This is a genomic window from Streptomyces sp. NPDC127092 (assembly GCF_042722475.1).
Lineage (GTDB): Bacteria > Actinomycetota > Actinomycetes > Streptomycetales > Streptomycetaceae > Streptomyces.
On sequence record NZ_JBHXFE010000052.1, the window covers coordinates 40,017 to 58,859 of the forward strand.

General features: G+C 71.5%; 17 protein-coding genes and 1 pseudogene. 6 read left to right on the plus strand and 12 right to left on the minus strand.

The annotated features are described in order from the left end of the window. Window positions 1–23: 23 nt before the first annotated feature. Entirely contained in the window at window positions 24–989 is a 966-nt protein-coding gene (locus tag ACFWJO_RS32170) for a fibronectin type III domain-containing protein (RefSeq protein WP_386870885.1), read from the minus strand. Window positions 990–1,167: 178 nt separating this feature from the next. Here ACFWJO_RS32170 and ACFWJO_RS32175 point away from each other — a divergent pair, with 178 nt between their 5' ends. After that, complete coding sequence (locus ACFWJO_RS32175; RefSeq protein WP_386870887.1) at window positions 1,168–1,731, plus strand: hypothetical protein; 564 nt, start codon at window positions 1,168–1,170, stop codon at window positions 1,729–1,731. A gap of 52 nt (window positions 1,732–1,783) precedes the next feature. Here ACFWJO_RS32175 and ACFWJO_RS32180 read toward each other — a convergent pair whose 3' ends face one another. The 9 genes from ACFWJO_RS32180 to ACFWJO_RS32220 form a co-directional block, all read right to left on the minus strand. Then, window positions 1,784–2,437, minus strand: a complete 654-nt coding sequence (locus ACFWJO_RS32180) for an aspartate/glutamate racemase family protein (RefSeq protein ID WP_386870889.1) — start codon at window positions 2,435–2,437, stop codon at window positions 1,784–1,786. An 83-nt stretch (window positions 2,438–2,520) separates the two neighbouring features. Then, window positions 2,521–3,870, minus strand: coding sequence for a nucleobase:cation symporter-2 family protein (locus ACFWJO_RS32185; RefSeq protein WP_386870891.1), 1,350 nt, complete (start codon window positions 3,868–3,870; stop codon window positions 2,521–2,523). 397 nt (window positions 3,871–4,267) lie between these two features. After that, window positions 4,268–5,659: an 8-oxoguanine deaminase gene (locus ACFWJO_RS32190; RefSeq protein WP_386870893.1), complete on the minus strand. Its 1,392-nt coding sequence runs from the start codon at window positions 5,657–5,659 to the stop codon at window positions 4,268–4,270. Window positions 5,660–5,707: 48 nt separating this feature from the next. Continuing rightward, the gene (locus tag ACFWJO_RS32195; protein ID WP_386870895.1) at window positions 5,708–7,126 is read right to left on the minus strand and encodes a nucleobase:cation symporter-2 family protein; all 1,419 of its coding nucleotides are present in this window, start codon (window positions 7,124–7,126) and stop codon (window positions 5,708–5,710) included. Window positions 7,127–7,195: 69 nt separating this feature from the next. Beyond that, on the minus strand, window positions 7,196–8,119 hold the full coding sequence (pucL, locus tag ACFWJO_RS32200; RefSeq protein ID WP_386870897.1) for a factor-independent urate hydroxylase: 924 nt from the start codon (window positions 8,117–8,119) through the stop codon (window positions 7,196–7,198). A gap of 5 nt (window positions 8,120–8,124) precedes the next feature. After that, window positions 8,125–8,532, minus strand: a complete 408-nt coding sequence (gene uraH / locus ACFWJO_RS32205; RefSeq protein WP_384410729.1) for a hydroxyisourate hydrolase — start codon at window positions 8,530–8,532, stop codon at window positions 8,125–8,127. Continuing rightward, window positions 8,529–9,050, minus strand: a complete 522-nt coding sequence (gene uraD / locus ACFWJO_RS32210; RefSeq protein ID WP_386870898.1) for a 2-oxo-4-hydroxy-4-carboxy-5-ureidoimidazoline decarboxylase — start codon at window positions 9,048–9,050, stop codon at window positions 8,529–8,531. Before uraD ends, uraH begins: the two co-directional genes overlap by 4 nt. A gap of 155 nt (window positions 9,051–9,205) precedes the next feature. Further along, on the minus strand, window positions 9,206–9,592 hold the full coding sequence (locus ACFWJO_RS32215) for a helix-turn-helix domain-containing protein (protein ID WP_386870899.1): 387 nt from the start codon (window positions 9,590–9,592) through the stop codon (window positions 9,206–9,208). After that, window positions 9,589–9,861 carry a hypothetical protein gene (locus tag ACFWJO_RS32220; protein ID WP_384410801.1) on the minus strand — a complete coding sequence of 91 codons (273 nt, stop codon included), beginning with the start codon at window positions 9,859–9,861 and terminating at the stop codon, window positions 9,589–9,591. Before ACFWJO_RS32220 ends, ACFWJO_RS32215 begins: the two co-directional genes overlap by 4 nt. Window positions 9,862–10,001: 140 nt before the next feature. Here ACFWJO_RS32220 and ACFWJO_RS32225 point away from each other — a divergent pair, with 140 nt between their 5' ends. From ACFWJO_RS32225 to ACFWJO_RS32235, 3 genes are all read left to right on the plus strand, one after another. Continuing rightward, window positions 10,002–10,835 (plus strand): TIM barrel protein, encoded by an 834-nt coding sequence (locus tag ACFWJO_RS32225; protein WP_386870901.1) that lies wholly within the window; start codon window positions 10,002–10,004, stop codon window positions 10,833–10,835. 66 nt (window positions 10,836–10,901) lie between these two features. Then, on the plus strand, window positions 10,902–11,816 hold the full coding sequence (locus tag ACFWJO_RS32230; protein WP_386870903.1) for a 2-hydroxy-3-oxopropionate reductase: 915 nt from the start codon (window positions 10,902–10,904) through the stop codon (window positions 11,814–11,816). 205 nt (window positions 11,817–12,021) lie between these two features. After that, window positions 12,022–13,479, plus strand: coding sequence for a catalase (locus tag ACFWJO_RS32235; RefSeq protein ID WP_386870905.1), 1,458 nt, complete (start codon window positions 12,022–12,024; stop codon window positions 13,477–13,479). Window positions 13,480–13,832: 353 nt separating this feature from the next. On the opposite strand, the gene ACFWJO_RS32240 is transcribed toward ACFWJO_RS32235, so the two are convergent. Then, window positions 13,833–15,041, minus strand: a complete 1,209-nt coding sequence (locus tag ACFWJO_RS32240; protein ID WP_386870907.1) for an MFS transporter — start codon at window positions 15,039–15,041, stop codon at window positions 13,833–13,835. Window positions 15,042–15,133: 92 nt separating this feature from the next. Between ACFWJO_RS32240 and ACFWJO_RS32245 the strand changes: the two genes are divergently transcribed. Continuing rightward, complete coding sequence (locus tag ACFWJO_RS32245) at window positions 15,134–16,165, plus strand: ArsR family transcriptional regulator (protein ID WP_386870909.1); 1,032 nt, start codon at window positions 15,134–15,136, stop codon at window positions 16,163–16,165. Window positions 16,166–16,230: 65 nt separating this feature from the next. Here the strand turns inward: ACFWJO_RS32245 and gcl are convergent, their stop codons facing one another. Next, on the minus strand, window positions 16,231–18,018 hold the full coding sequence (gene gcl, locus ACFWJO_RS32250) for a glyoxylate carboligase (protein WP_386870911.1): 1,788 nt from the start codon (window positions 18,016–18,018) through the stop codon (window positions 16,231–16,233). A 208-nt stretch (window positions 18,019–18,226) separates the two neighbouring features. Between gcl and ACFWJO_RS32255 the strand changes: the two are divergent. Then, window positions 18,227–18,843 (plus strand): annotated as a pseudogene (locus ACFWJO_RS32255) (hypothetical protein); the annotation flags it as partial.

The window sequence follows — 18,843 nt, forward strand, 5'->3', positions numbered from 1 at the left end:
GTGTGGCGGGTCGGCGACGCCCGTCAGACCGTCACGACCGTGCGCGGGGCCGAGAAGTCGCCCCAGGTGCCGTCGGGGAGCCTGGCGCGCAGGGTGAGGGCGTAGCGGACGCCGGGGGTGGCGGGAACGGCGAGGGTGTAGCTGACGGGGCCGAGGCCCGGGTCGGCGCCCCAGACGATGGTGGTGGCGAAGCGGCCGTTCAGGTGGAGCTGGTGCTCCTTGACGGGGCCGGCGGTGCGGGGCGGGGTCCAGGTGAGGGTGATGGCGCCCTTGGTGACGGTGGCGGTGACGCCGGTGGGCGCGGTGGCGGGGCGCCCACCGGGGGCGGCGGGGGTGGTGAGGTCGGCGGTGTCGCTGTCCGGGGAGGAGTTCTCGGCGGCGTCGCGCGCGCGGACGGTGAAGGTGTAGGCGGTGGCGGGGCGCAGGGCGGTGAGACGGGCCTCGGTGGCGGTGCCGGGGACGGTGTGGACGCGGGATCCCGACTGGTAGACGTCGTAGGCGGTGACGCGGGTGTCGTCGCGGGCGGGCCGCCAGGTGAGCCTGGCGGCGCCGGGGCCCGCCGGGGTGACGCGCAGGGCGGTGGGGCGGGTCGGGGGCGTGCGGTCCTCGGCGGTGGCGGCGGGTGTGGCGGCGGTGACGGCGGCGCTGTCCGCGGAGACGTTTCCGGCGGCGTCGCGGGCGCGGACGGTGAAGGTGTGGCGGGTGGCGGGGGCGAGGCCGGTGACGTCGGTCATGAGGGTGGCGGCGGGCAGGTCCTTCACCGGACGGCCCTGGCGGTAGACGGTGTAGCCGGTGACGGCCGTGTCGTCGGTGGCGGCGCTCCACATGACGTGGACGGTGGTCGCGCTTCCCGCGGTGGCCGTGACGCCGGTGGGGGCGGCAGGCGCGTGGGTGTCCCTGGCGGCCTCGGCGGTGGCGGAGCAGGCGGTGAGCGCGGCGAGGGCGAGGACGGTGAGGGTCGACTGGGCGGCGGTGAGGGGGCGTTGCATGGGGGTTGCCTCCATCCCGTAAAGGTCTGGACCTATATGGCACGGGCGGCGGGGCGGGGGCAAGAGGGCGATGGGAGACGCCCGGGTGGGAGTACCGACCGCCGGCCGTCCGGAGGCGTTGTCAGTGGGGTGCGCTTCACTAGTCTCATCACTCTCCGTAACAGAATCAGGGGGAATCGTGACGGACCGTACGACGTATGTGTCGCTGGCCGGGCTGCGCGCACGCGGCTGGAGCAACGCCATGGTCGACGACATGCTGGGCCAGGCCGATGTACAGGGACGCGACCCGCGGCGCTGGTCGCTCGCGCCGGTGCGGCTCTATCTGCTCGCGCGGGTGGAAGCGGTGGAGCGCACCCCGGAGTTCGCCGAATCCGCCACGTCCGCCTCGCGGGGCGCGGCGGCCGAGCGCCGGCGACGGGCCGTCCTCGCGGCGATCCGCGCCGAGCCCGTCGAGGTGCCCCGGCTGCCGGCCGCCGAGCTGGAGCGCCGGGCGGTCCGCCACCGCCATCTGCTCGGCGCACGCGGGCCGGGCGGCGTGGCGGCCGGTGCGATGGTCCGCTGGCAGGTCGGCTACCTCCGCCATGCCCTCTCCCGCTACGACTGCCTCCTCGACGGCCTGTACGGCGCCACGGGCCGCGCCGAGGCGGAGCGCCTGCTGCGCCGACGGCTGTACGAGGCGATCGCGGCGGCCTACCCGCACCTGGCGCACGAGTGCCGGCGCCGGATGGAGGTGGAACGGTGAAGGGCCGAGCGGTGCGGGGAGGAGCAGCGCAGGGCCGAGCGGTGAGGGCGCGTCAGGAGCCGTGGCCGAGCAGTCCGGCGACGCGGCGGCAGGCGGCGGGGATCGGGGCGACGACGGGGACGGGAAGCCGGGTGCGGAGGGCCTCCGCGGCCTCGCCGAGCGGGCCGCCGCCGATGACGACGGCCTCGGCCCCGTCGCGTACGACGCAGGCGCGGGCGGCGGCCGTCAGCGCGGCGAGGAGCGACTCGGGGCGGGCGGTGAGCTGCTGCGGGTCACCGGCGGTGAAACGGGCGCCGGTGTACGCGGAGGTCAGACCAAGGCGGGTCACGTGCGCGGCGATGGCGTCGGCGAGTCGCGGGGTCGTGGTGGCGATGCCGAAGCGGCGGCCGTCGGCGGCGGCCTCGGCGAGCGCGGCCTCGCCGATGCCCACCACGGGCACCGGGAGCGAGCGGACGGAGGCGAGCCCGGGATCGCCGAACGCGGCGACGATGACGGCCGCGCAGTCTCCCGTGGCGACGGCCGCGCGGGCGGCTGCGACGACGTGCGGGGCGGCGGCGCGCAGGGCGGCCGGGTCGGTGAGCATCGGCGGGCCCTCGGCGACCGTGACGCCCCGGACCCGGAGTCCCGTTCCCGCGAGGGCGCGGCGGGCGATCGCGGTCATCGTCCGGGTCGTGGACGCCGAGGTGTTGGGGTTGACGAGCACCACGGCGGGCCGGGCCGTGACGGCCGGCGCCCCGGGCCCCGCGGCGTGCGCGGGGACCGGGGCGGACGGGAGCGGGGTCGGGCGGTTCAGTGGACGTGCGCCGCCTTGGCCGCCGCGGTCTCGGAGATCTCGTCGCCCGGCTCCATGGGCGCGGTCACCGTGTCGTCGTCCCGGTTCCTGCCCAGGTGGTTGAAGACCAGGTTGAGCAGGACGGCGGCGACACAGCCGGTGGAGATGCCGGAGTCCAGGATGATCTTCGCGGTCTCCGGGAAGGCGTGGTAGAACTCCGGCGCCGTGATCGGGATGATGCCGACGGCCAGCGAGACGGCCACGATCAGCACGTTGTTGTCCTTCTCCAGGCCGGCCTTGACCAGCGTCTGGATGCCGCTGGCGGCGACCGAGCCGAAGAGGACGACACCCGCGCCGCCGAGCACCGGCCGCGGCACGACCGAGATCAGCGAGGCGGCCACCGGCGACAGGCCCATGAGGACCAGGAAGCCACCGCCGCAGGCGACCACGAAGCGGCTGCGGATCCGGGTCATGGCGACCAGGCCGATGTTCTGGGCGAAGGCGCTGCACATGAAGCCGTTGAACAGCGGGCTGATCGCGGAGCCGAGGGTGTCGGCGCGCAATCCGGCCGCGATCGTCTTCTCGTCGGCGGGCCGCTCGACGATCTCGCCGAGCGCCAGCATGTCCGCGGTCGACTCGGTCATGGAGACGAGCATGACCACGCACATGGAGATGATCGCGGCGAGGGCGAACTGCGGGGCACCGAAGTGGAAGGGCGTCGGGAAGCCGACGATGTCGGCCTCCGTCACCGGGCTGAAGTCGGTGACGCCGAAGGGGATGGCGATCAGCGTGCCGAGGACGAGACCGACCAGGACGGCGATCTGCTTCAGGAAGCCGCGGGTGAAGCGGCGCAGCAGCAGCACGACGGCCAGCGTGATGGCGGCCAGCGTGAGGTAGGTCGTCGAACCGTAGTCGTCGGCCTTGGGGTTGGGCCCCTGGGCCCAGCCGAAGGCGACCGGCAGCAGCGAGACGCCTATGAGGGTGATGACGGTGCCGGTGACGACCGGCGGGAAGAACCGCACGAGGCGGGAGAACCAGGGGGCGGCGATGAAGCCGAGGAGTCCGGCGACGATGATCGCGCCGAAGATGACGGGGAGGGCGTCGGCCTTGTCCTTCGTCGTGTCGACGATCGCGAGCATCGGGGCGACACCGGCGAAGGTGACACCGTTGACGAACGGCAGCCGGGCGCCGATCTTCCAGACACCGAGGGTCTGGAGGAAGGTGGCGAGGCCGGCCGTGAAGAGGCTGGCGCCGGTGAGGAAGGTGAGTTCGGTTCCGGAGAGGCCCACGGCCGCTCCGACGATCAGCGGCGGGGCGACGACGCCCGCGTACATGGCGGCCACGTGCTGCAGACCGCTGGTGAGCATTTTGAGTGGTGGCAGGGTCTCGTCGACCGGATGTCTGGTCCGGTCGTCATCGAGGCCGGAGCCTGCTTCTGGTGCATTGCGAACCTGGGGCTTGGCGGCCACGGCGGTCCTCCGGTCGGTTACACGTCGGCGGCGACGAGGATGTCAGGGAGGTGGTGCGATGCGGTGCGGGTGCAGGAGGTGCGGCTCGTTGCGCGGGTGGAGCGGTGCGCCGCCGAAGGGGGAGCGGCACGGGGACGGGGCGTCCGGTGGGGGTGCGGACACGGGTTCACCGATCCGGAGGGTGCCGTACGACTCGGCGTACGCACACCCTCCGGTCCGGCTGCCGCGGACCCCGCTCGGGTCCACGGCGACCGACCGAGGGCCGTCCCCCTCGGTCGGACTCCTTGGGGAGGGATCAGCTCCCGGCCGTGATGCGGGCCAGGCGCTGGGCCTCCGCGCGCGCGTCGCGCGCGATCTGGTCCTCGTCGGCGGTGAGCAGTCGGTTGTTCTCGACGATCTGCCTGCCGTTGACGAAGGACGCGGTGACCGGGGCCGCCGCGCCGAAGACGATGGCGGTGACCGGGTCGGCGATGGACGAGTGGCCGAGGCCGTCGATCTTCCACAGGACGAAGTCGGCGAGCTTGCCCGGCTCGAGGGAGCCGATGCTGTCGGCGCGGCCGAGGACCTGCGCACCGCCGAAGGTGCCGAGGCGCAGGGCCTGGCGGGCGTTGAGCGCGGCCTCGCGGTGGGCACCGAGACGGTTGATGAGGAGCGCGTTGCGCAGCTCGGTGTGCAGCTCGCCCGACTCGTTGGAGGCGGTGCCGTCGACGCCGAGGCCGACCGGCACGCCCGCCTTGAGCATGTCCGGTACGCGGGCGATGCCGGCGGCGAGACGCGCGTTGGACGACGGGCAGTGCGCGACACCGGTCTTGGTGCGGGCGAAGGCCGCGATGTCGGAGTCGTTCATGTGGACGCAGTGCGCCATCCACACGTCCTCGCCGAGGAAGCCGGTGGACTCGAAGTAGTCCGTCGGGCCCATGCCGAACAGCTCGTGGCAGAACTTCTCCTCCTCCACGGTCTCCGAGCCGTGGGTGTGCATCCGCACGCCGAGCCGGCGGCCGAGGGCCGCGCCCTCGCGCAGCAGCTCGGTGGAGATGGAGAAGGGCGAACAGGGGGCGACGGCGACCTGGGTCATCGCGTCGAAGGAGGCGTCGTGGTACCGCTTCACCGTCTCCTCGGTCGCGGTGAGCGCGCCCTCGGTGGTCTCGACGGCGAAGTCCGGCGGCAGGCCGCCGTCCTTCTCGCTGCGGTCCATGGAGCCGCGGGCGAGGGTGAAGCGGACGCCCATGTCGGCGGCGGCGCCGATGATGGCGCCGGAGAGGTCTCCGGAACCCTGCGGGAACACGTAGTGGTGGTCCATCGCGGTGGTGACACCACCGCGGGCCATCATCGCGAGCGAGCCCTGGGCCGCGACGCGCACCATCGACTCGTCGATCCGCGCCCACGTCGGGTAGAGCGCGACCAGCCAGTTGAAGAGGTTGTGGTCGGTCGCGAGACCCCGGGTGATCCACTGGTAGAAGTGGTGGTGGGTGTTGATCAGACCCGGCGTGATCAGGTGACCGGTGGCGTCGATCCGCCGGACCACGTTCTCCAGGCCTTCGGGGGCCTTGCCGGCACCGAGGGACTCGATCTTGTTGTCGGCGACGACGAGGTAGCCGGTGGCGTACTCGGTGTCGTTCGCGTCGACGGTCGCGATCGCCGCGTTCTCGATGACGATGCGCTGGGTGGCTGCCGAAGGTGCTGCCATGGCGGTGCTTCCTTCATTCCAGAGGGGATCGGTGGGCACGGCAGGACCCTAGGAGGATTTGAGTGCCGGAGCCGTCTGACGGCTCCGGGTGCCGAGATGATGGAAGAACAGGTTCAGCAGGACGGCCACGAGCGCGCCCGCGCTGATGCCGGAGCCGAGCACGGTCTGTGCCCAGGCGGGGAATCCGGCGTAGAAGGTGGGAGCGGCGAGCGGGATGATGCCCGCTCCGAGCGCGACGGCCACCAGGATGATGTTGGAGCTGTCGTCGAGGCCGGCTTCCGACAGGGTACGGATGCCGCTGACGGCGATCGAGCCGAAGAGGACGATGCCCGCGCCGCCGAGGACCGGCATCGGCACCAGCGAGACGACCGCGCCGAGGACCGGGAAGGCGCCGAGGACCAGCAGGGCGCCGCCGGCGACGGCGACGACGTAGCGGCTGCGCACCCGGGTGAGGGAGACGACGCCGACGTTCTGGGCGAAGGCCGAGGTGGGGAAGCCGCCGAAGACGGGTCCGAGCAGGGTGGCGATGCCGTCGGTGCGCAGGCCCCGGGTGATGGTCCGGCCGTCGCTGCGCCGCTCGCAGATCTCGCCGAGGGCGAGCATGCCGGCGCTGGACTCCGTCATCAGGACCAGCATGACGATGCACAGGGAGAGGATCGCCGCGGGCTGGAACTCGGGAGTGCCGAAGGCGAAGGGTGCGGGCAGCGCGGCGACCGGCGCCTCGCGCAGGGCGGTGAAGTCCGCCATGCCGAAGGGGATCGCGGCGAGCGTGCCGATGAAGAGGCCGAGGAGCAGGGCGATCTGCCTGACGAAGCCCTTGCCGAAGCGCTGGAAGAGCAGGACGACGACGAGGGTGAAGGCGGCGAGCGCCAGGTACTTCATGGCCCCGAAGTCGGCGGCGTTCCTGTCCCCGCCCTGGGCCCAGCCCACCGGTACGGGCATCAGGGTGACGCCGATGAGGGTGATCACGACACCGGTGACGAGCGGCGGGAAGAAGCGGAGCAGCCGGCCGAAGAAGGGGCCGACGGCGAGGCAGAACACTCCGGCGACCATCACCGCGCCGTAGATGGCGGGCAGCTGGTGTCCCTTGGCGCTGGTCTCGGCGATGGCGAGCATCGGCGCGATGCCGGCGGAGGAGGCCGCGTTGACGAACGGCAGCCGGTTTCCGGCGAAGCGTCCGAGGCCGATGGTCTGCAGGATGGTGGCGCAGCCGGCGATCAGCAGGCCGGCGGCGATGAGCCGGGTCATCCCGGCGGCGTCCAGGCCGACGGCCTGGCCGATGATGAGCGGAGGGGTGACGACGCCCGCGTACATCGCGGCGATGTGCTGGAGTGCCGCGGGCACGAGCCGCGAGGCGGGGAGCTTCTCGTCCACCGGGTGGCAGGCGGCCGGGGCCGGGGCGGTGGTGGACGTGGGGGTGGGACACGGGCCTTCGGCAGATGCCGGCCCCTTTGCGGGCAGTGCCATGGAACTTCCCTCCGGTCAGTGGGCCCCCGCCCGACTGCGGGGCGGGCGGGGGCGGCCACTCGGTGCCGCTTAGAGGTTGGTCATGTCGACCGGGATCTGCGCCGTGGCGCCGTCCCGCAGGACGGTGGCCTCGATGAGGCCGTACATGCGGTCGGCGGCGTAGTAGACCTCGTTGTCGTTCTTCAGGCCGAAGGGCTCGAGGTCGACGAGGAAGTGGTGCTTGTTCGGGAGCGAGAAGCGGACCTCGTCGATCTCCGAACGGTGGTTGATGATCCGCGTGGCCATCTGGTACAGCGTCTGCTGCAGCGAGTACGAGTACGTCTCCGCGAAGGCCTCGAGCATGTGCTTCTTGGTCTGCTCGTAGGACCGCTCCCAGTTGGGCATGCGCTGGTCGTCCTCGGTCCAGTTGAACCGCCAGCGGCCCGACACCTGGGTGGCGAGGATCCGGTCGTACGCCTCCTGGAGGGTGGTGTACTTGTCCTTGATGTAGCCCCAGAACTCCGAGTTGGTGGAGTTCATGACGACGAGGTCCTTGAGGCCGGAGATGACCTCCCACTTCTCGCCGTCGAAGGTGATCTGGCTGACGCGGGTCTCCTGGCCCTTGCGGACGAAGGAGTGGTTGACCTCGTCGGCGCCGATGAACTTGGAGTTGGCGTCGGAGCTGGCGATCCGCTCCCAGGCGTACTCCTCGATCCGGATCCGGGCCCGCTTGATGGGCTCCTGGCTCGTCACGAAGTGGCGGGCGAGGTGGATGCCGAACTGCTCGGCGGACTCGATGCCGTACTCCTTGGCGAACGCGAAGACGGTGTTCTTCGTCGTGTCCGTGGGGAGGCAGTTGGCGTTCGAGCCGGTGAGGTGGACGTCGTCGAGGTCACCGGAGAGGGCGACGGAGACGTTCAGGTCCTTGATGTGGTGCGTGCCGCCGTCGCGCGTGATCTTGACGACGCGGTTCTCTGCTTTGCCGTACTGGTTCTGGCCGAGAATCGTGGGCATGTCTGCTAGCTCCCTCGGTAAACGGAGTAGCCGAACGGGTTGAGCAGCAGCGGTACGTGGTAGTGCTCGCCCGGTACGACGGCGAACGTGATCGCCACCTCCGGGAAGAACGCTCCGGTCGCACCGCTGTCCCGATTCGCGGGGGCGTCCTGCTGCGCCTCGGCTTGCTTCTTCTGCTTGCTCAGGAAGTACGCCTCGGTCTCGAAGTCGAGGCGCACGTGGGTCGTGCCCTCCGGCAGGGCCGGGAGGTCCTTGCAGCGCCCGTCCGCGTCGGTGGCGGAGCCGCCCAGGGCGACCCACTCGGCGTCGGAGCCGGCGCGGGCCGCGAGGGTGATGGCCACGCCCTCGGCCGGGCGGCCGATGCTGGTGTCCAGGATGTGGGTGGACACCGAGGCCGTGGTGTCGGTGCTCATCGGTTCTCTTCCTCGGTGGTCTCGACGAGACGGGTCAGACGGATGCGGTTGATCTTGCCCAGTTCGGTGCGGACGATCTCCCGCTCCTGCTCGGGCGAGTTCTCGATCCGTTCCCGGATGGCGTCGCGCATCTGCTCGCCGGTCTTGCCGGTGGCGCAGATGAGGAAGACATGGCCGAACTTGTCCTGGTAGGCCAGGTTGAGTTCGAGCATCTCGGCCTTGAGTTCCGCGGAGGCGCCGGCCATCCCGCTCTGCTCGCGGGAGGAGGTCGGGTCCCCTTCCTTCGGACGACCGATCGGCGGGTGCCCCGCCATCGCGTCGGCCAGGTCCTCGGCGGTCAGCTCGGCCATGGCGGCGTCGCTGGCGAGGAAGAGGGCTTCGGCGGTGGCGTACGGGCGCTGGGCGAGGATCTTGCTCCCCCACGCCGAACTGGAGCACACCTCGTGGAGCGCGGTGACGGCGTCACCCTCCGGCGAGGTGTTGAACCGGGCGAGGCCCGGTGTCGTACCTGAAGTCACGGGAAGCCTCCGTGGCTGTTTTTCGCTGTGCGTCGGACGGGCTGCGGATAGCTAACGCCCTCCGCAACACCACGTCAACACTTTGTTGAAAAGTCGGCTACGCAAAAGCCGCCGTCCCGACATGTGGACGACGGCTTTCGGCACCGGATGATCAACTAGCCGCTCTTGGGAGACTTTTCCCTGTTCAGGGCGGTCTCACGGTTCAGGTAGTTGTACACGGTGAAGCGGCTGACCCCAAGGGCCCCGGCCACCGTCTCCACTCCGTGGCGCACCGAGAAGGCACCGCGTGCCTCCAGGATCCGCACGACCTCCTGCTTGTTCTTGCGGTCGAGCTCCGAGAGCGGCATCCCGTGCCGCCGTTCCATGGCGGCCAGGATGTGGTCCAGGGATTCGGACAGCTGCGGCAGGCGCACGGCGAGGACGTCCTCGCCCTCCCAGGCGAGGACCACGTCGTCCGGCTCGGCCTGCTCGGGCACGAGCAGCTCGGCGCCCATCGCGTCGACCAGCGGCTTCACCGCCGCGACCAAGGGATGCTCGGTCATCTGTCCCCCTCACCGTCCTCGCCGGCCCCGTCACCGAGGACGTTCACCTGGAGCGAGACCCGGGTGGCCCCGGCCGCCAGGGACTTGCGCAGCAGCTCGTCGACCGCGGTGAGCACCGCGTCCGCGCCGCCCTCGGCCGTGTTGCCGAAGGGACCGACGTCCACCGCGTCCAGCTCCGCCGACTGGATGACCTCACGGGCCACGACCGCGTGCGCCGGGGCCTCGTCGAGGTCGAACGGCTCGGTCGTGAACTCCACTCTCAAACGCACCATGCCCCCACGCTACGGCCCGTCCGCGGCCCGCGGGAGCCCCGGACCTGCGGGGTCCTCTTGACAAGTCGGCCGCCCTGATAGCAACCTTCCACCAGACAGAAACTTACTTCCGCAATACGGAAGGAGCGCCACCCCTCATGGGATACTCTGACCAGCGCTTCGATGTGAACCTGTCGATCCTCTTCACGGAACTCCCGCTCCTGGAGCGCCCCGCGGCCGCCGCCGCGGCGGGCTTCACCGCGGTCGAGCTGTGGTGGCCCTGGATCGACACCGCCACCCCCGACCGGAGCGAGCTCGACGCCCTCAAAAAGGCTCTGGAGGACGCCGGCACCCAGCTGGTGGGTCTGAACTTCTACGCGGGCCAGCTCCCAGGCCCGGACCGCGGCGCGGTCTCCGTGCCCGGTGAGGAGTCGGACCGCTTCCGCGCCAACATCGACGTCGCCGCGGACTTCGCCGCCTCGGTCGGCTGCAAGGCGCTCAACGCGCTGTACGGCAACCGCGTCGAGGGCGTGGACCCGGCCGTCCAGGACGAACTCGCCCTGGAGAACCTGGTGCTCGCCGCCCGCGCGGCCGACCGGGTCGGCGCGATCCTGCTGATCGAGACCCTCAACAAGCCGGAGTCGCCGCTCTACCCGCTGGTGAGCGCGCCCTCCGCGATCGAGATCGTCGACAAGGTCAACGCGGCCACCGGACTCGGCAACGCCAAGTTCCTGCTCGACATCTACCACCTGGCCATGAACGGCGAGGACGTCAGCGCGGTCATCGCGCAGTACGCCGGCAAGACCGGCCACGTCCAGATCGCCGACATGCCGGGCCGTGGTGCCCCGGGCACCGGCGAGCTCCCGCTCGAGCAGCTGCTCGACGAGCTGAAGAAGGCCGGTTACGACGGCTTCGTGGGCCTCGAGTACAAGGCCGCCGACGCCGCCGCGTCCTTCGCATGGTTGCCCGCCGAGGCGCGCGCCGCCAAGTAAGTCCGGGCGTTCCGCCAGGCGACCCCCGACCTTTTCGTACGAAGCTTCAGAGAAGGACCCTCCCCAATGAGCAACCCCACTGGTTCCTCCCAGCCCACCCGCCCGGCGATCGCGTGGATCGGTCTCGGCATCATGGGCTCCCCCATGTCCGAGAACCTCATCAAGGCCGGCTACTCCGTCACCGGCTACACCCTCGAGCAGGACAAGCTGGACCGCCTGGCCGCCGCCGGCGGCACCGCGGCCGGCTCGATCGCCGAGGCCGTCAAGGACGCCGACGTGATCATCACGATGGTGCCCGCCTCCCCGCAGGTCGAGGCGATCGCCTACGGCCCCGAGGGCATCCTGGAGAACGCCAAGGCCGGCGCGCTGATCATCGACATGTCGTCGATCACGCCGCAGACCTCCGTGGATCTGGCGAAGAACGCCAAGGAGAAGGGCATCCGCGTCATCGACGCGCCCGTCTCCGGCGGCGAGGCCGGCGCCATCGAGGCCGTCCTGTCGATCATGGTGGGCGGCGAGCAGGCCGACTTCGACGCGGCCCTGCCGATCCTCGAGGCCCTCGGCAAGACCATCGTCCTCTGCGGCCCGCACGGCTCCGGCCAGACGGTGAAGGCCGCCAACCAGCTCATCGTCGCGGTGAACATCCAGGCGTGCGCCGAGGCCGTGGTCTTCCTGGAGAAGTCGGGCGTGGACCTCAACGCCGCCCTCGACGTCCTCAACGGCGGTCTGGCCGGTTCCACCGTCCTGACCCGCAAGAAGGACAACTTCCTGAACCGGGACTTCAAGCCCGGCTTCCGGATCGACCTGCACCACAAGGACATGGGCATCGTCACCGACGCCGCCCGCAACGTCGGTGCGGCCCTCCCGGTCGGCGCCGTGGTCGCCCAGCTCGTCGCCTCGCTGCGCGCGCAGGGTGACGGCGGCCTGGACCACTCGGCCCTGCTGCGCGCCGTCGAGCGCCTCTCCGGCCAGCAGGTCTGACCCGCGCCCGTCGCTGACGGGCCCTTGATTTCCGGACGGCGGCGGCGCTGACAACTGTCCTGTCGCGCCCAGGCGCCGCCGCCGTCCGGAACACCAGACTTCATTTTCAACAAACTGTTGACGTTGTTCGCGGAGCGTCCTTACGCTCCAGAGCACTCCACCACTCAGCAGTGCAGCTCACCGCACGGAAGGTCGACCCGACAAGATGCCTCAGCGTGTGCTTACGACCGAGTCCGGCGCCCCGGTCGCCGACAACCAGAACTCCGCCACCGCCGGCGTCGGCGGCCCCATCCTGCTCCAGGACCAGCACCTGCTGGAGAAGCTCGCGCGCTTCAACCGCGAGCGCATCCCGGAGCGCGTGGTCCACGCCCGCGGCTCCGGCGCGTACGGCTACTTCGAGGTGACCGACGACGTCACGGCGTACACCAAGGCCGCGTTCCTCTCCGAGGTCGGCAAGAAGACCGAGCTGTTCCTGCGCTTCTCCACCGTGGCCGACTCGCTCGGCGGCGCGGACGCGGTCCGCGACCCGCGCGGCTTCGCGGTGAAGTTCTACACCGAGGAGGGCAACTACGACCTCGTCGGCAACAACACCCCGGTGTTCTTCATCAAGGACCCGATCAAGTTCCCCGACTTCATCCACTCCCAGAAGCGCGACCCGTTCACGGGCAAGCAGGAGCCGGACAACGTCTGGGACTTCTGGGCGCACGCCCCCGAGGCGACCCACCAGGTGACCTGGCTCATGGGCGACCGCGGCATCCCGGCCTCCTACCGGCACATGAACGGCTACGGTTCGCACACCTACCAGTGGACCAACGAGGCGGGCGAGGCCTTCTTCGTGAAGTACCACTTCAAGACGAACCAGGGCATCCGCTCGCTCTCCGCCGAGCAGGCCGCCGAGCTCGTCGGCAAGGACGCCAACTCGCACCAGACCGACCTGCTGCAGTCCATCGAGCGCGGCGTGAACCCGTCCTGGACCCTCTACGTCCAGGTGATGCCGGCCGCCGAGGCCGCGGACTACCGCTTCAACCCGTTCGACCTCACCAAGGTGTGGCCGCACGCGGACTACCCGCTGCAGCGCGTGGGCCGTCTGGTCCTCGACCGCAACCCGGACAACGTCTTCGCCGAGGTCGAGCAGGCCGCCTTCTCGCCGAACAACTTCGTCCCGGGCATCGGCCCGTCGCCGGACAAGATGCTCCAGGGCCGTCTCTTCGCCTACGCGGACGCCCACCGCTACCGCCTCGGCGTCAACCACACCCAGCTGCCGGTCAACGCCCCCAAGGCGACCACCGCGGACAACTACGGCCGCGACGGCTTCATGGCCACCCGCAACGGCTCGCGCCACGACAAGAACTACGAGCCCAACTCGTACTCCGGCCCGCGCCAGACCGACGTCCCGCTCTCCGCGCCGCTCGCCATCCACGGCTGGACCGGCACCCACGCGGCCCCGGAGCACGCCAAGGACGACGACTTCTTCCAGGCCGGTGAGCTCTACCGCCTGATGTCCGAGGACGAGAAGGCCCGCCTGGTCGCCAACATCGCCGGCGGCCTGTCCCAGGTCTCCCGCGAGGACATCATCGAGAAGAACATCGCCCACTTCGCCGCCGCCGACCCCGAGTACGGCCGGCGCGTCGAGGAGGCCGTCCGCGCCCTGCGCGAGGACTGATCCTCGACACCCCGACTGCGTACGGCACCTGACGGGAGGTCAGTGACCGTACGCAGTCCGGATCGCCGGCCCGGATGAGGGGTGGCCGGTGACCCGGACAGCGTGAGGACCGCGGTGGCGCCGAGCCAGTGCGGTGGTAAGGGCCTGTGGCTCCCCTTCTTGACCTGAAGGAAGGGACCGGCCGCAGCGCCCGTCGGCACCACCGCGGTCCCAACGCCCCCCTTCTCGCACGGAAGGGGGACAGACTCCGCCCGGCGGCGCGAACGTCCTGTCGCGCCAGCCTCGTGCCGTCGGGCGGTCATCAAGCGAGAGCGCGGAACCAGGTTTACGGTCCCTGGTTCCGCGCTCTTCCTTCATGTACGGGTCGCTTCCCTGCGGCCCGTAGGCGGGGACGTTCGCGGTACGCCCGGACGCGGCGCGCCGACGGCCAGCGCCAGGGTCACCGCGAGCGAGAACAGCGCGAGCAGCGTCATCGCGGTGGCCGTCGACGTCAGCTGGGCGAGGCCCCCGGCCAGGGCGGCGCTCAGCCCCTGGAGGGCCAGCATCCCCGAGGTGTGCAGCCCCAGCGCGTGACCGCTCAGCTCGTCCGGCACCAGCGCCATGAGCCGTTCCTGGTACAGCAGGCTCGCCGCGTAGCCGACGGCGGAGACCGCCACGGCGAGCAGGGCGAGCGGCAGCCAGGGCCGCAGGAAGAACAGCAGGTACGGGGCCGCGAGCAGCACCTGCAGCGGCGCGGCGAGGCGGTTCCGCCACCGTGCCGGTACGAAGCGGCCGACGGCGGTGTCCCCGGCCAGCATCCCCGCCGCGGCGCAGACGAAGAGCGGCCCGGCGTGCTCCGGGTCGTACGGCACGAAGAGCGACTCGCAGCCGACGATCAGCCCGTTCGGCACCCAGAGCGCGAGGTAGGTGCGGCGGCGCGCGGGCGAGGACCACAGCTTGGCGTTGGTCCGCCAGGTCTCGGCCGGCGAGGGCCGTCCGGTGGCGCGCGGGGCCCGCCGGGTCAGGCCGCCGCGGGCGAGCAGCGCGGCGGCCAGGTAGAGCGCGGCTCCGGTGAGCAGGGTGCCGCGGGGCGAGAGCAGCGCGAGCAGCAGACCGCCGGCCGCGAAACCGGCGATCTGGCAGACGCCGACGGACATGTTGAACACGGAGCGGCCGAGCAGGTACTCGTCACGGGGCAGGATCTCGTTGAGCAGTCCGCCGCGCACCCCGCCGCCGACCGAGCCGGCCAGCCCCTGGAGGAAGAGGATCCCGAAGGCGGCGGCGACGGGCAGCCCGGGAAGCGTCTGGGCGGCGGTGCCGGCCGCGAAGACCAGGGCGACGGCGGTCAGCGCCGCCCGCGGCGGCAGCCGGTCGGCCGCCGCGAGCAGCGTCGTGGCGCCGACGAGCTGGGCGAGGGCCGGGCCGAACATCGCGAGCGCGGAGAGCAGCGGCGAACCCGTGGCGCGGAAGACGAGCGTGGCGAGGCCGAGGCCGGCCACGGTCTGGGCGGCGGCGAGTGCCGCGCCGCTGAGGAAGAGCGGGGTGAACTCGGGAACGCGGAAGACATCGCGGTAGCGGGGCATGCCGCGGAGTCTCGGGGAGCGCGGTGCGGCGCCGTTATTGTTTCGCGGGGCGGCGAAAGGTCGGCGGGCGACGGGTCGGGGGGGCGGGCGCCATGGGCTGGTGGCAGATCGGTACGGACGCGCTCGCGAGCGGCCGGTTCGTGGTGTCGCCGCTGGCGGAGACCGTGGCGGCCCTGAAGACCCTGCACGCGGCCGGGGCCGCCCACCCGGGCGAGCGGGCCTGGCTGGCCGCCCGTCTGCCCGCGTACCGGGAGCGTCTCGCCGCCGAGCCGGTCGACGCGCTGCTGGTCCGGGCCGCCATCGGCCCCACCTGGAACGCGGACTTCCTCACGCCCACTCCCCTGGGCGAGGGCGAGCAGTCCTTCGAGGACGAGGTGGCGGCGGTACGGGAAGCCGAACCGGACGACGCCGTCCCGCAGTTGGAGGTGGCGGTCGGCGGGCCCGTGCCCGAGCCGCTGCGGTCGCGGCGGGACCTGCCGCGGCGGATGGCGGAGGTCCTGGAGTGGGTGTGGCGGGAGACGGTGCTGCCGGAGTGGCCGCGCCGGCGGCGGATCCTCGAGGCCGACGTGGTGGCGCGCACGGCCCTGTTGAGCCGGGGCGGCTGGGCCGCGGCGCTCGACGAGCTGTGCCCGGGGAAGATGCGGTGGCTGGGCGACGGACGGCTGCAGATCAACACCCGTGACTATCCGCCGCGTTCGGTGGGCGGAGGCCGGCTGCTCTTCGTCCCGGTGACCCCGCACACCGGCTGGGCCTCGTGGGAGGGTTCGGAGCGGTACGCCGTCGTGTACGCGTGCTCCGGCGCCCTGGCGGACGTCACGGGACCCGTCGTGCCGCAGGCACTCGGCGCGCTCCTGGGCCGGGCTCGCGCCGGGGTCCTCGTACGGCTCGAAACGCCCAAGTCCACCAGCCAGTTGGTCGCCCTGACCGGGCAGGGGCTCGGGTCGGTGGGCCGGCATCTGAAGGTGCTGCTCGACGCCGGTCTGGTACGGCGGAGCCGGGCGGGCCGCTCGGTCCTGTACGCGTGGACGGAGGCGGGCGCGACGCTCGTGGCGGCACAAGGAGGCCCCCGCCCCGGTGCTCCTCGGGGCGGGGGCCGTCTCACGGCTCCCCGATCGGATCCCTGATCAGGTCTCCGCTCCGGTCCCTGATGCGTCCTTGATCAGATGCGATCGGACGCGATCTGACTCGGTCAGACCTTCAGGGCCTTGATCGCGGTGGGCGCGTGGCCGGGCTCGGTGGCCAGCTCCTCGAACTCGGTGACGTCGCTCATGTCGACCGTCTTGCTCATCGCGATGTTGGTGATGCGCTCCAGGATCGCCTCGACGACGACCGGGACCTGGAACTCGACGGCCATCTTCTTGGCCTGCTCCAGGGCCTCGCCCAGCTTGTTCGGGTCCTCGACGCGGATCGCCTTGACGCCCAGGCCCTCGGCGACCTTGACGTGGTCGACGCCGTAGACGCCGATCTCCGGCGTGTTGATGTTCTCGAACTCGAGGTTGACCTCGAAGTTGATGCCGAGGTTGCCCTGCGCCTGCCGGATCAGACCGAGGTAGGCGTTGTTCACGAGGACGTGGACGTAGGGGACCTTGTGCTGGGCGGCGACCGCCAGCTCCTCGATCATGAACTGGAAGTCGTAGTCGCCGGAGAGGGCGACGACCGGGGTCTCCGGGTCGGCGGTGGCGGCACCGATGGCGGCCGGGATCGTCCAGCCGAGCGGGCCGGCCTGGCCGCAGTTGATCCAGTGGCGCGGCTTGTAGACGTGCAGGAACTGCGCGGCCGCGATCTGGGAGAGACCGATGGTGGTGACGTAGCGGGTCTCCGGGCCGAAGGCCTTGTTCATCTCCTCGTAGACGCGCTGCGGCTTCATGGGGATGTCGTCGAAGTGCGTACGGCGCTGGAGGGTGGCCTTGCGCTCCTGCGCGGAGGCGGCCCAGGCGGAGAAGTCCGGCAGCCTGCCCGCGGCCTTCCACTCCTTGGCGATCTCGACGAAGAGCTCCAGGGCGACCTTGGCGTCGGAGGCGATGCCGTAGTCGGGCGCGAAGATCTTGCCGATCTGGGTGGGCTCGATGTCGACGTGGACGAACTTGCGGCCCTTGGTGTAGGCGTCCATGTTGTAGCCGGTGTGGCGGTTGGCCCAGCGGTTGCCGATGCCGAGGACGAAGTCCGACTCCAGGAAGGTCGCGTTGCCGTAGCGGTGCGCGGTCTGGACGCCGACCATGCCGGCGGCCAGCTCGTGGTCGTCGGGGATGGTGCCCCAGCCCATGAGGGTGGAGATGACCGGGACGTTGGTCAGCTCGGCGAACTCGACCAGCAGGTCGGAGGCGTCGGCGTTGATGATGCCGCCACCGGCGACGATCAGCGGGCGCTCGGACTCCAGGAGGAAGGTCAGGGCCTTCTCGGCCTGGGCGCGGGTCGCGGACGGCTTGTAGACCGGCAGCGGCTCGTACGTCTCCGGGTCGAACTCGATCTCGGTCAGCTGGACGTCGATCGGCAGGTCGATGAGGACCGGGCCCGGGCGGCCGGAGCGCATCAGGTGGAAGGCCTGCTGGAAGACACCGGGGACCTGCGCGGCCTCCAGGACGGTCGTCGCGGCCTTGGTGACCGGCTTGGCGATCGCGGCGATGTCGACGGCCTGGAAGTCCTCCTTGTGGAGCTTCGAGACCGGGGCCTGGCCGGTGATGCAGAGGATCGGGATCGAGTCGGCGATCGCCGAGTACAGGCCGGTGATCATGTCGGTGCCGGCGGGGCCGGACGTACCGATGCAGACGCCGATGTTGCCGGCCTTGGCCCGGGTGTAGCCCTCGGCCATGTGGGAGGCGCCTTCGACGTGGCGGGCGAGGGTGTGGCTGATCCCGCCGACGTTCTTGAGCTCTCGGTAGAAGGGGTTGATCGCCGCGCCGGGCACACCGAACGCGTTGGTGACGCCTTCGCGCTTGAGGATCTCAACGGCCGCTGCGGCGGCGGTCATACGAGGCATGGGAGTGCTCCTGCTTCGGGGCCTTGACGGCTTGTTTCCATAATGCGGAAGTACTGTTCTGCTATACGGAAGCAATGTAGGTGGGCCGGTGGAGAGGCGTCAAGAGACGTCCATAAGCGAGGCCCGTGCGCGCGATGGCCGAAGTTCCTCCCCTTGACGACCGAATTGGTGGAGCATGGGGACCGCACGACGCAGGAGGGGGTTCGAAGTGGCTGAGTCGGTCCAGGTGCGCTGTCCGGAGTGCCTCCGCACCCTGCGGTACGCGGCACCCGCCTTCCCCTGCTCCTGCGGCATCCCGGTCGCGCCCCCGGTGATCCCCGGCGCCGCCGCCGTGCCCGTCACCCACCGGAACTGGTCCGACGAGTGGGTCACCGTCCAGTGCCAGGCCTGCGCCCGCGCCTCCGACTGGCCCCACCCGGAGGTCGGCTGCCCGTGCGGGGCGGTGCTGCGGGTCGCGGTGAGCCCGGCGGGATCCGCCCCGGGCCTGCCGACGACGGGCGGCGCGGCCGGGAAGGGCGGCCCGGGCGCTGTGGCCGGGAGTGCGGCCGGCAGGGGCGGCGACGGCGGAGGCCCCGGCGGCATGGCGGGCATGAGCGGCGACGGCACCGGCTTCGGCGGCACGACCGGGAAGGGCGGCGAGGGCACCGGCTTCGGCGGTACGACCGCGAGGGGCGGCGTCGCCGGCTCCGGCGGTACGACCGCGCAGGGCGGCGGCGCCGACTCCGGCGCGTCCGCTCCCGAGGCGTCCGTGCCCGCCCCGCGGACTCCGGCGGCGCCGGGCGCCGCGGGCGCCGCGGGCGCCGCGGGCGTCCCGGGCGTCCCGGG

Coding starts and splice junctions, on each gene's coding strand:
- uraH (WP_384410729.1), bottom strand. CDS start 8,532: ATGAGCACCGACACCACGGCCTCGGTGTCCACCCACATCCTGGACACC.
- ACFWJO_RS32215 (WP_386870899.1), bottom strand. CDS start 9,592: ATGACCGAGCATCCCTTGGTCGCGGCGGTGAAGCCGCTGGTCGACGCG.
- ACFWJO_RS32185 (WP_386870891.1), bottom strand. CDS start 3,870: ATGCTCACCAGCGGTCTGCAGCACGTGGCCGCCATGTACGCGGGCGTC.
- pucL (WP_386870897.1), bottom strand. CDS start 8,119: ATGCCCACGATTCTCGGCCAGAACCAGTACGGCAAAGCAGAGAACCGC.
- ACFWJO_RS32225 (WP_386870901.1), top strand. CDS start 10,002: ATGGGATACTCTGACCAGCGCTTCGATGTGAACCTGTCGATCCTCTTC.
- gcl (WP_386870911.1), bottom strand. CDS start 18,018: ATGCCTCGTATGACCGCCGCCGCAGCGGCCGTTGAGATCCTCAAGCGC.
- ACFWJO_RS32170 (WP_386870885.1), bottom strand. CDS start 989: ATGCAACGCCCCCTCACCGCCGCCCAGTCGACCCTCACCGTCCTCGCC.
- ACFWJO_RS32235 (WP_386870905.1), top strand. CDS start 12,022: ATGCCTCAGCGTGTGCTTACGACCGAGTCCGGCGCCCCGGTCGCCGAC.
- ACFWJO_RS32240 (WP_386870907.1), bottom strand. CDS start 15,041: ATGCCCCGCTACCGCGATGTCTTCCGCGTTCCCGAGTTCACCCCGCTC.
- ACFWJO_RS32195 (WP_386870895.1), bottom strand. CDS start 7,126: ATGGCACTGCCCGCAAAGGGGCCGGCATCTGCCGAAGGCCCGTGTCCC.
- ACFWJO_RS32190 (WP_386870893.1), bottom strand. CDS start 5,659: ATGGCAGCACCTTCGGCAGCCACCCAGCGCATCGTCATCGAGAACGCG.
- ACFWJO_RS32245 (WP_386870909.1), top strand. CDS start 15,134: ATGGGCTGGTGGCAGATCGGTACGGACGCGCTCGCGAGCGGCCGGTTC.
- ACFWJO_RS32230 (WP_386870903.1), top strand. CDS start 10,902: ATGAGCAACCCCACTGGTTCCTCCCAGCCCACCCGCCCGGCGATCGCG.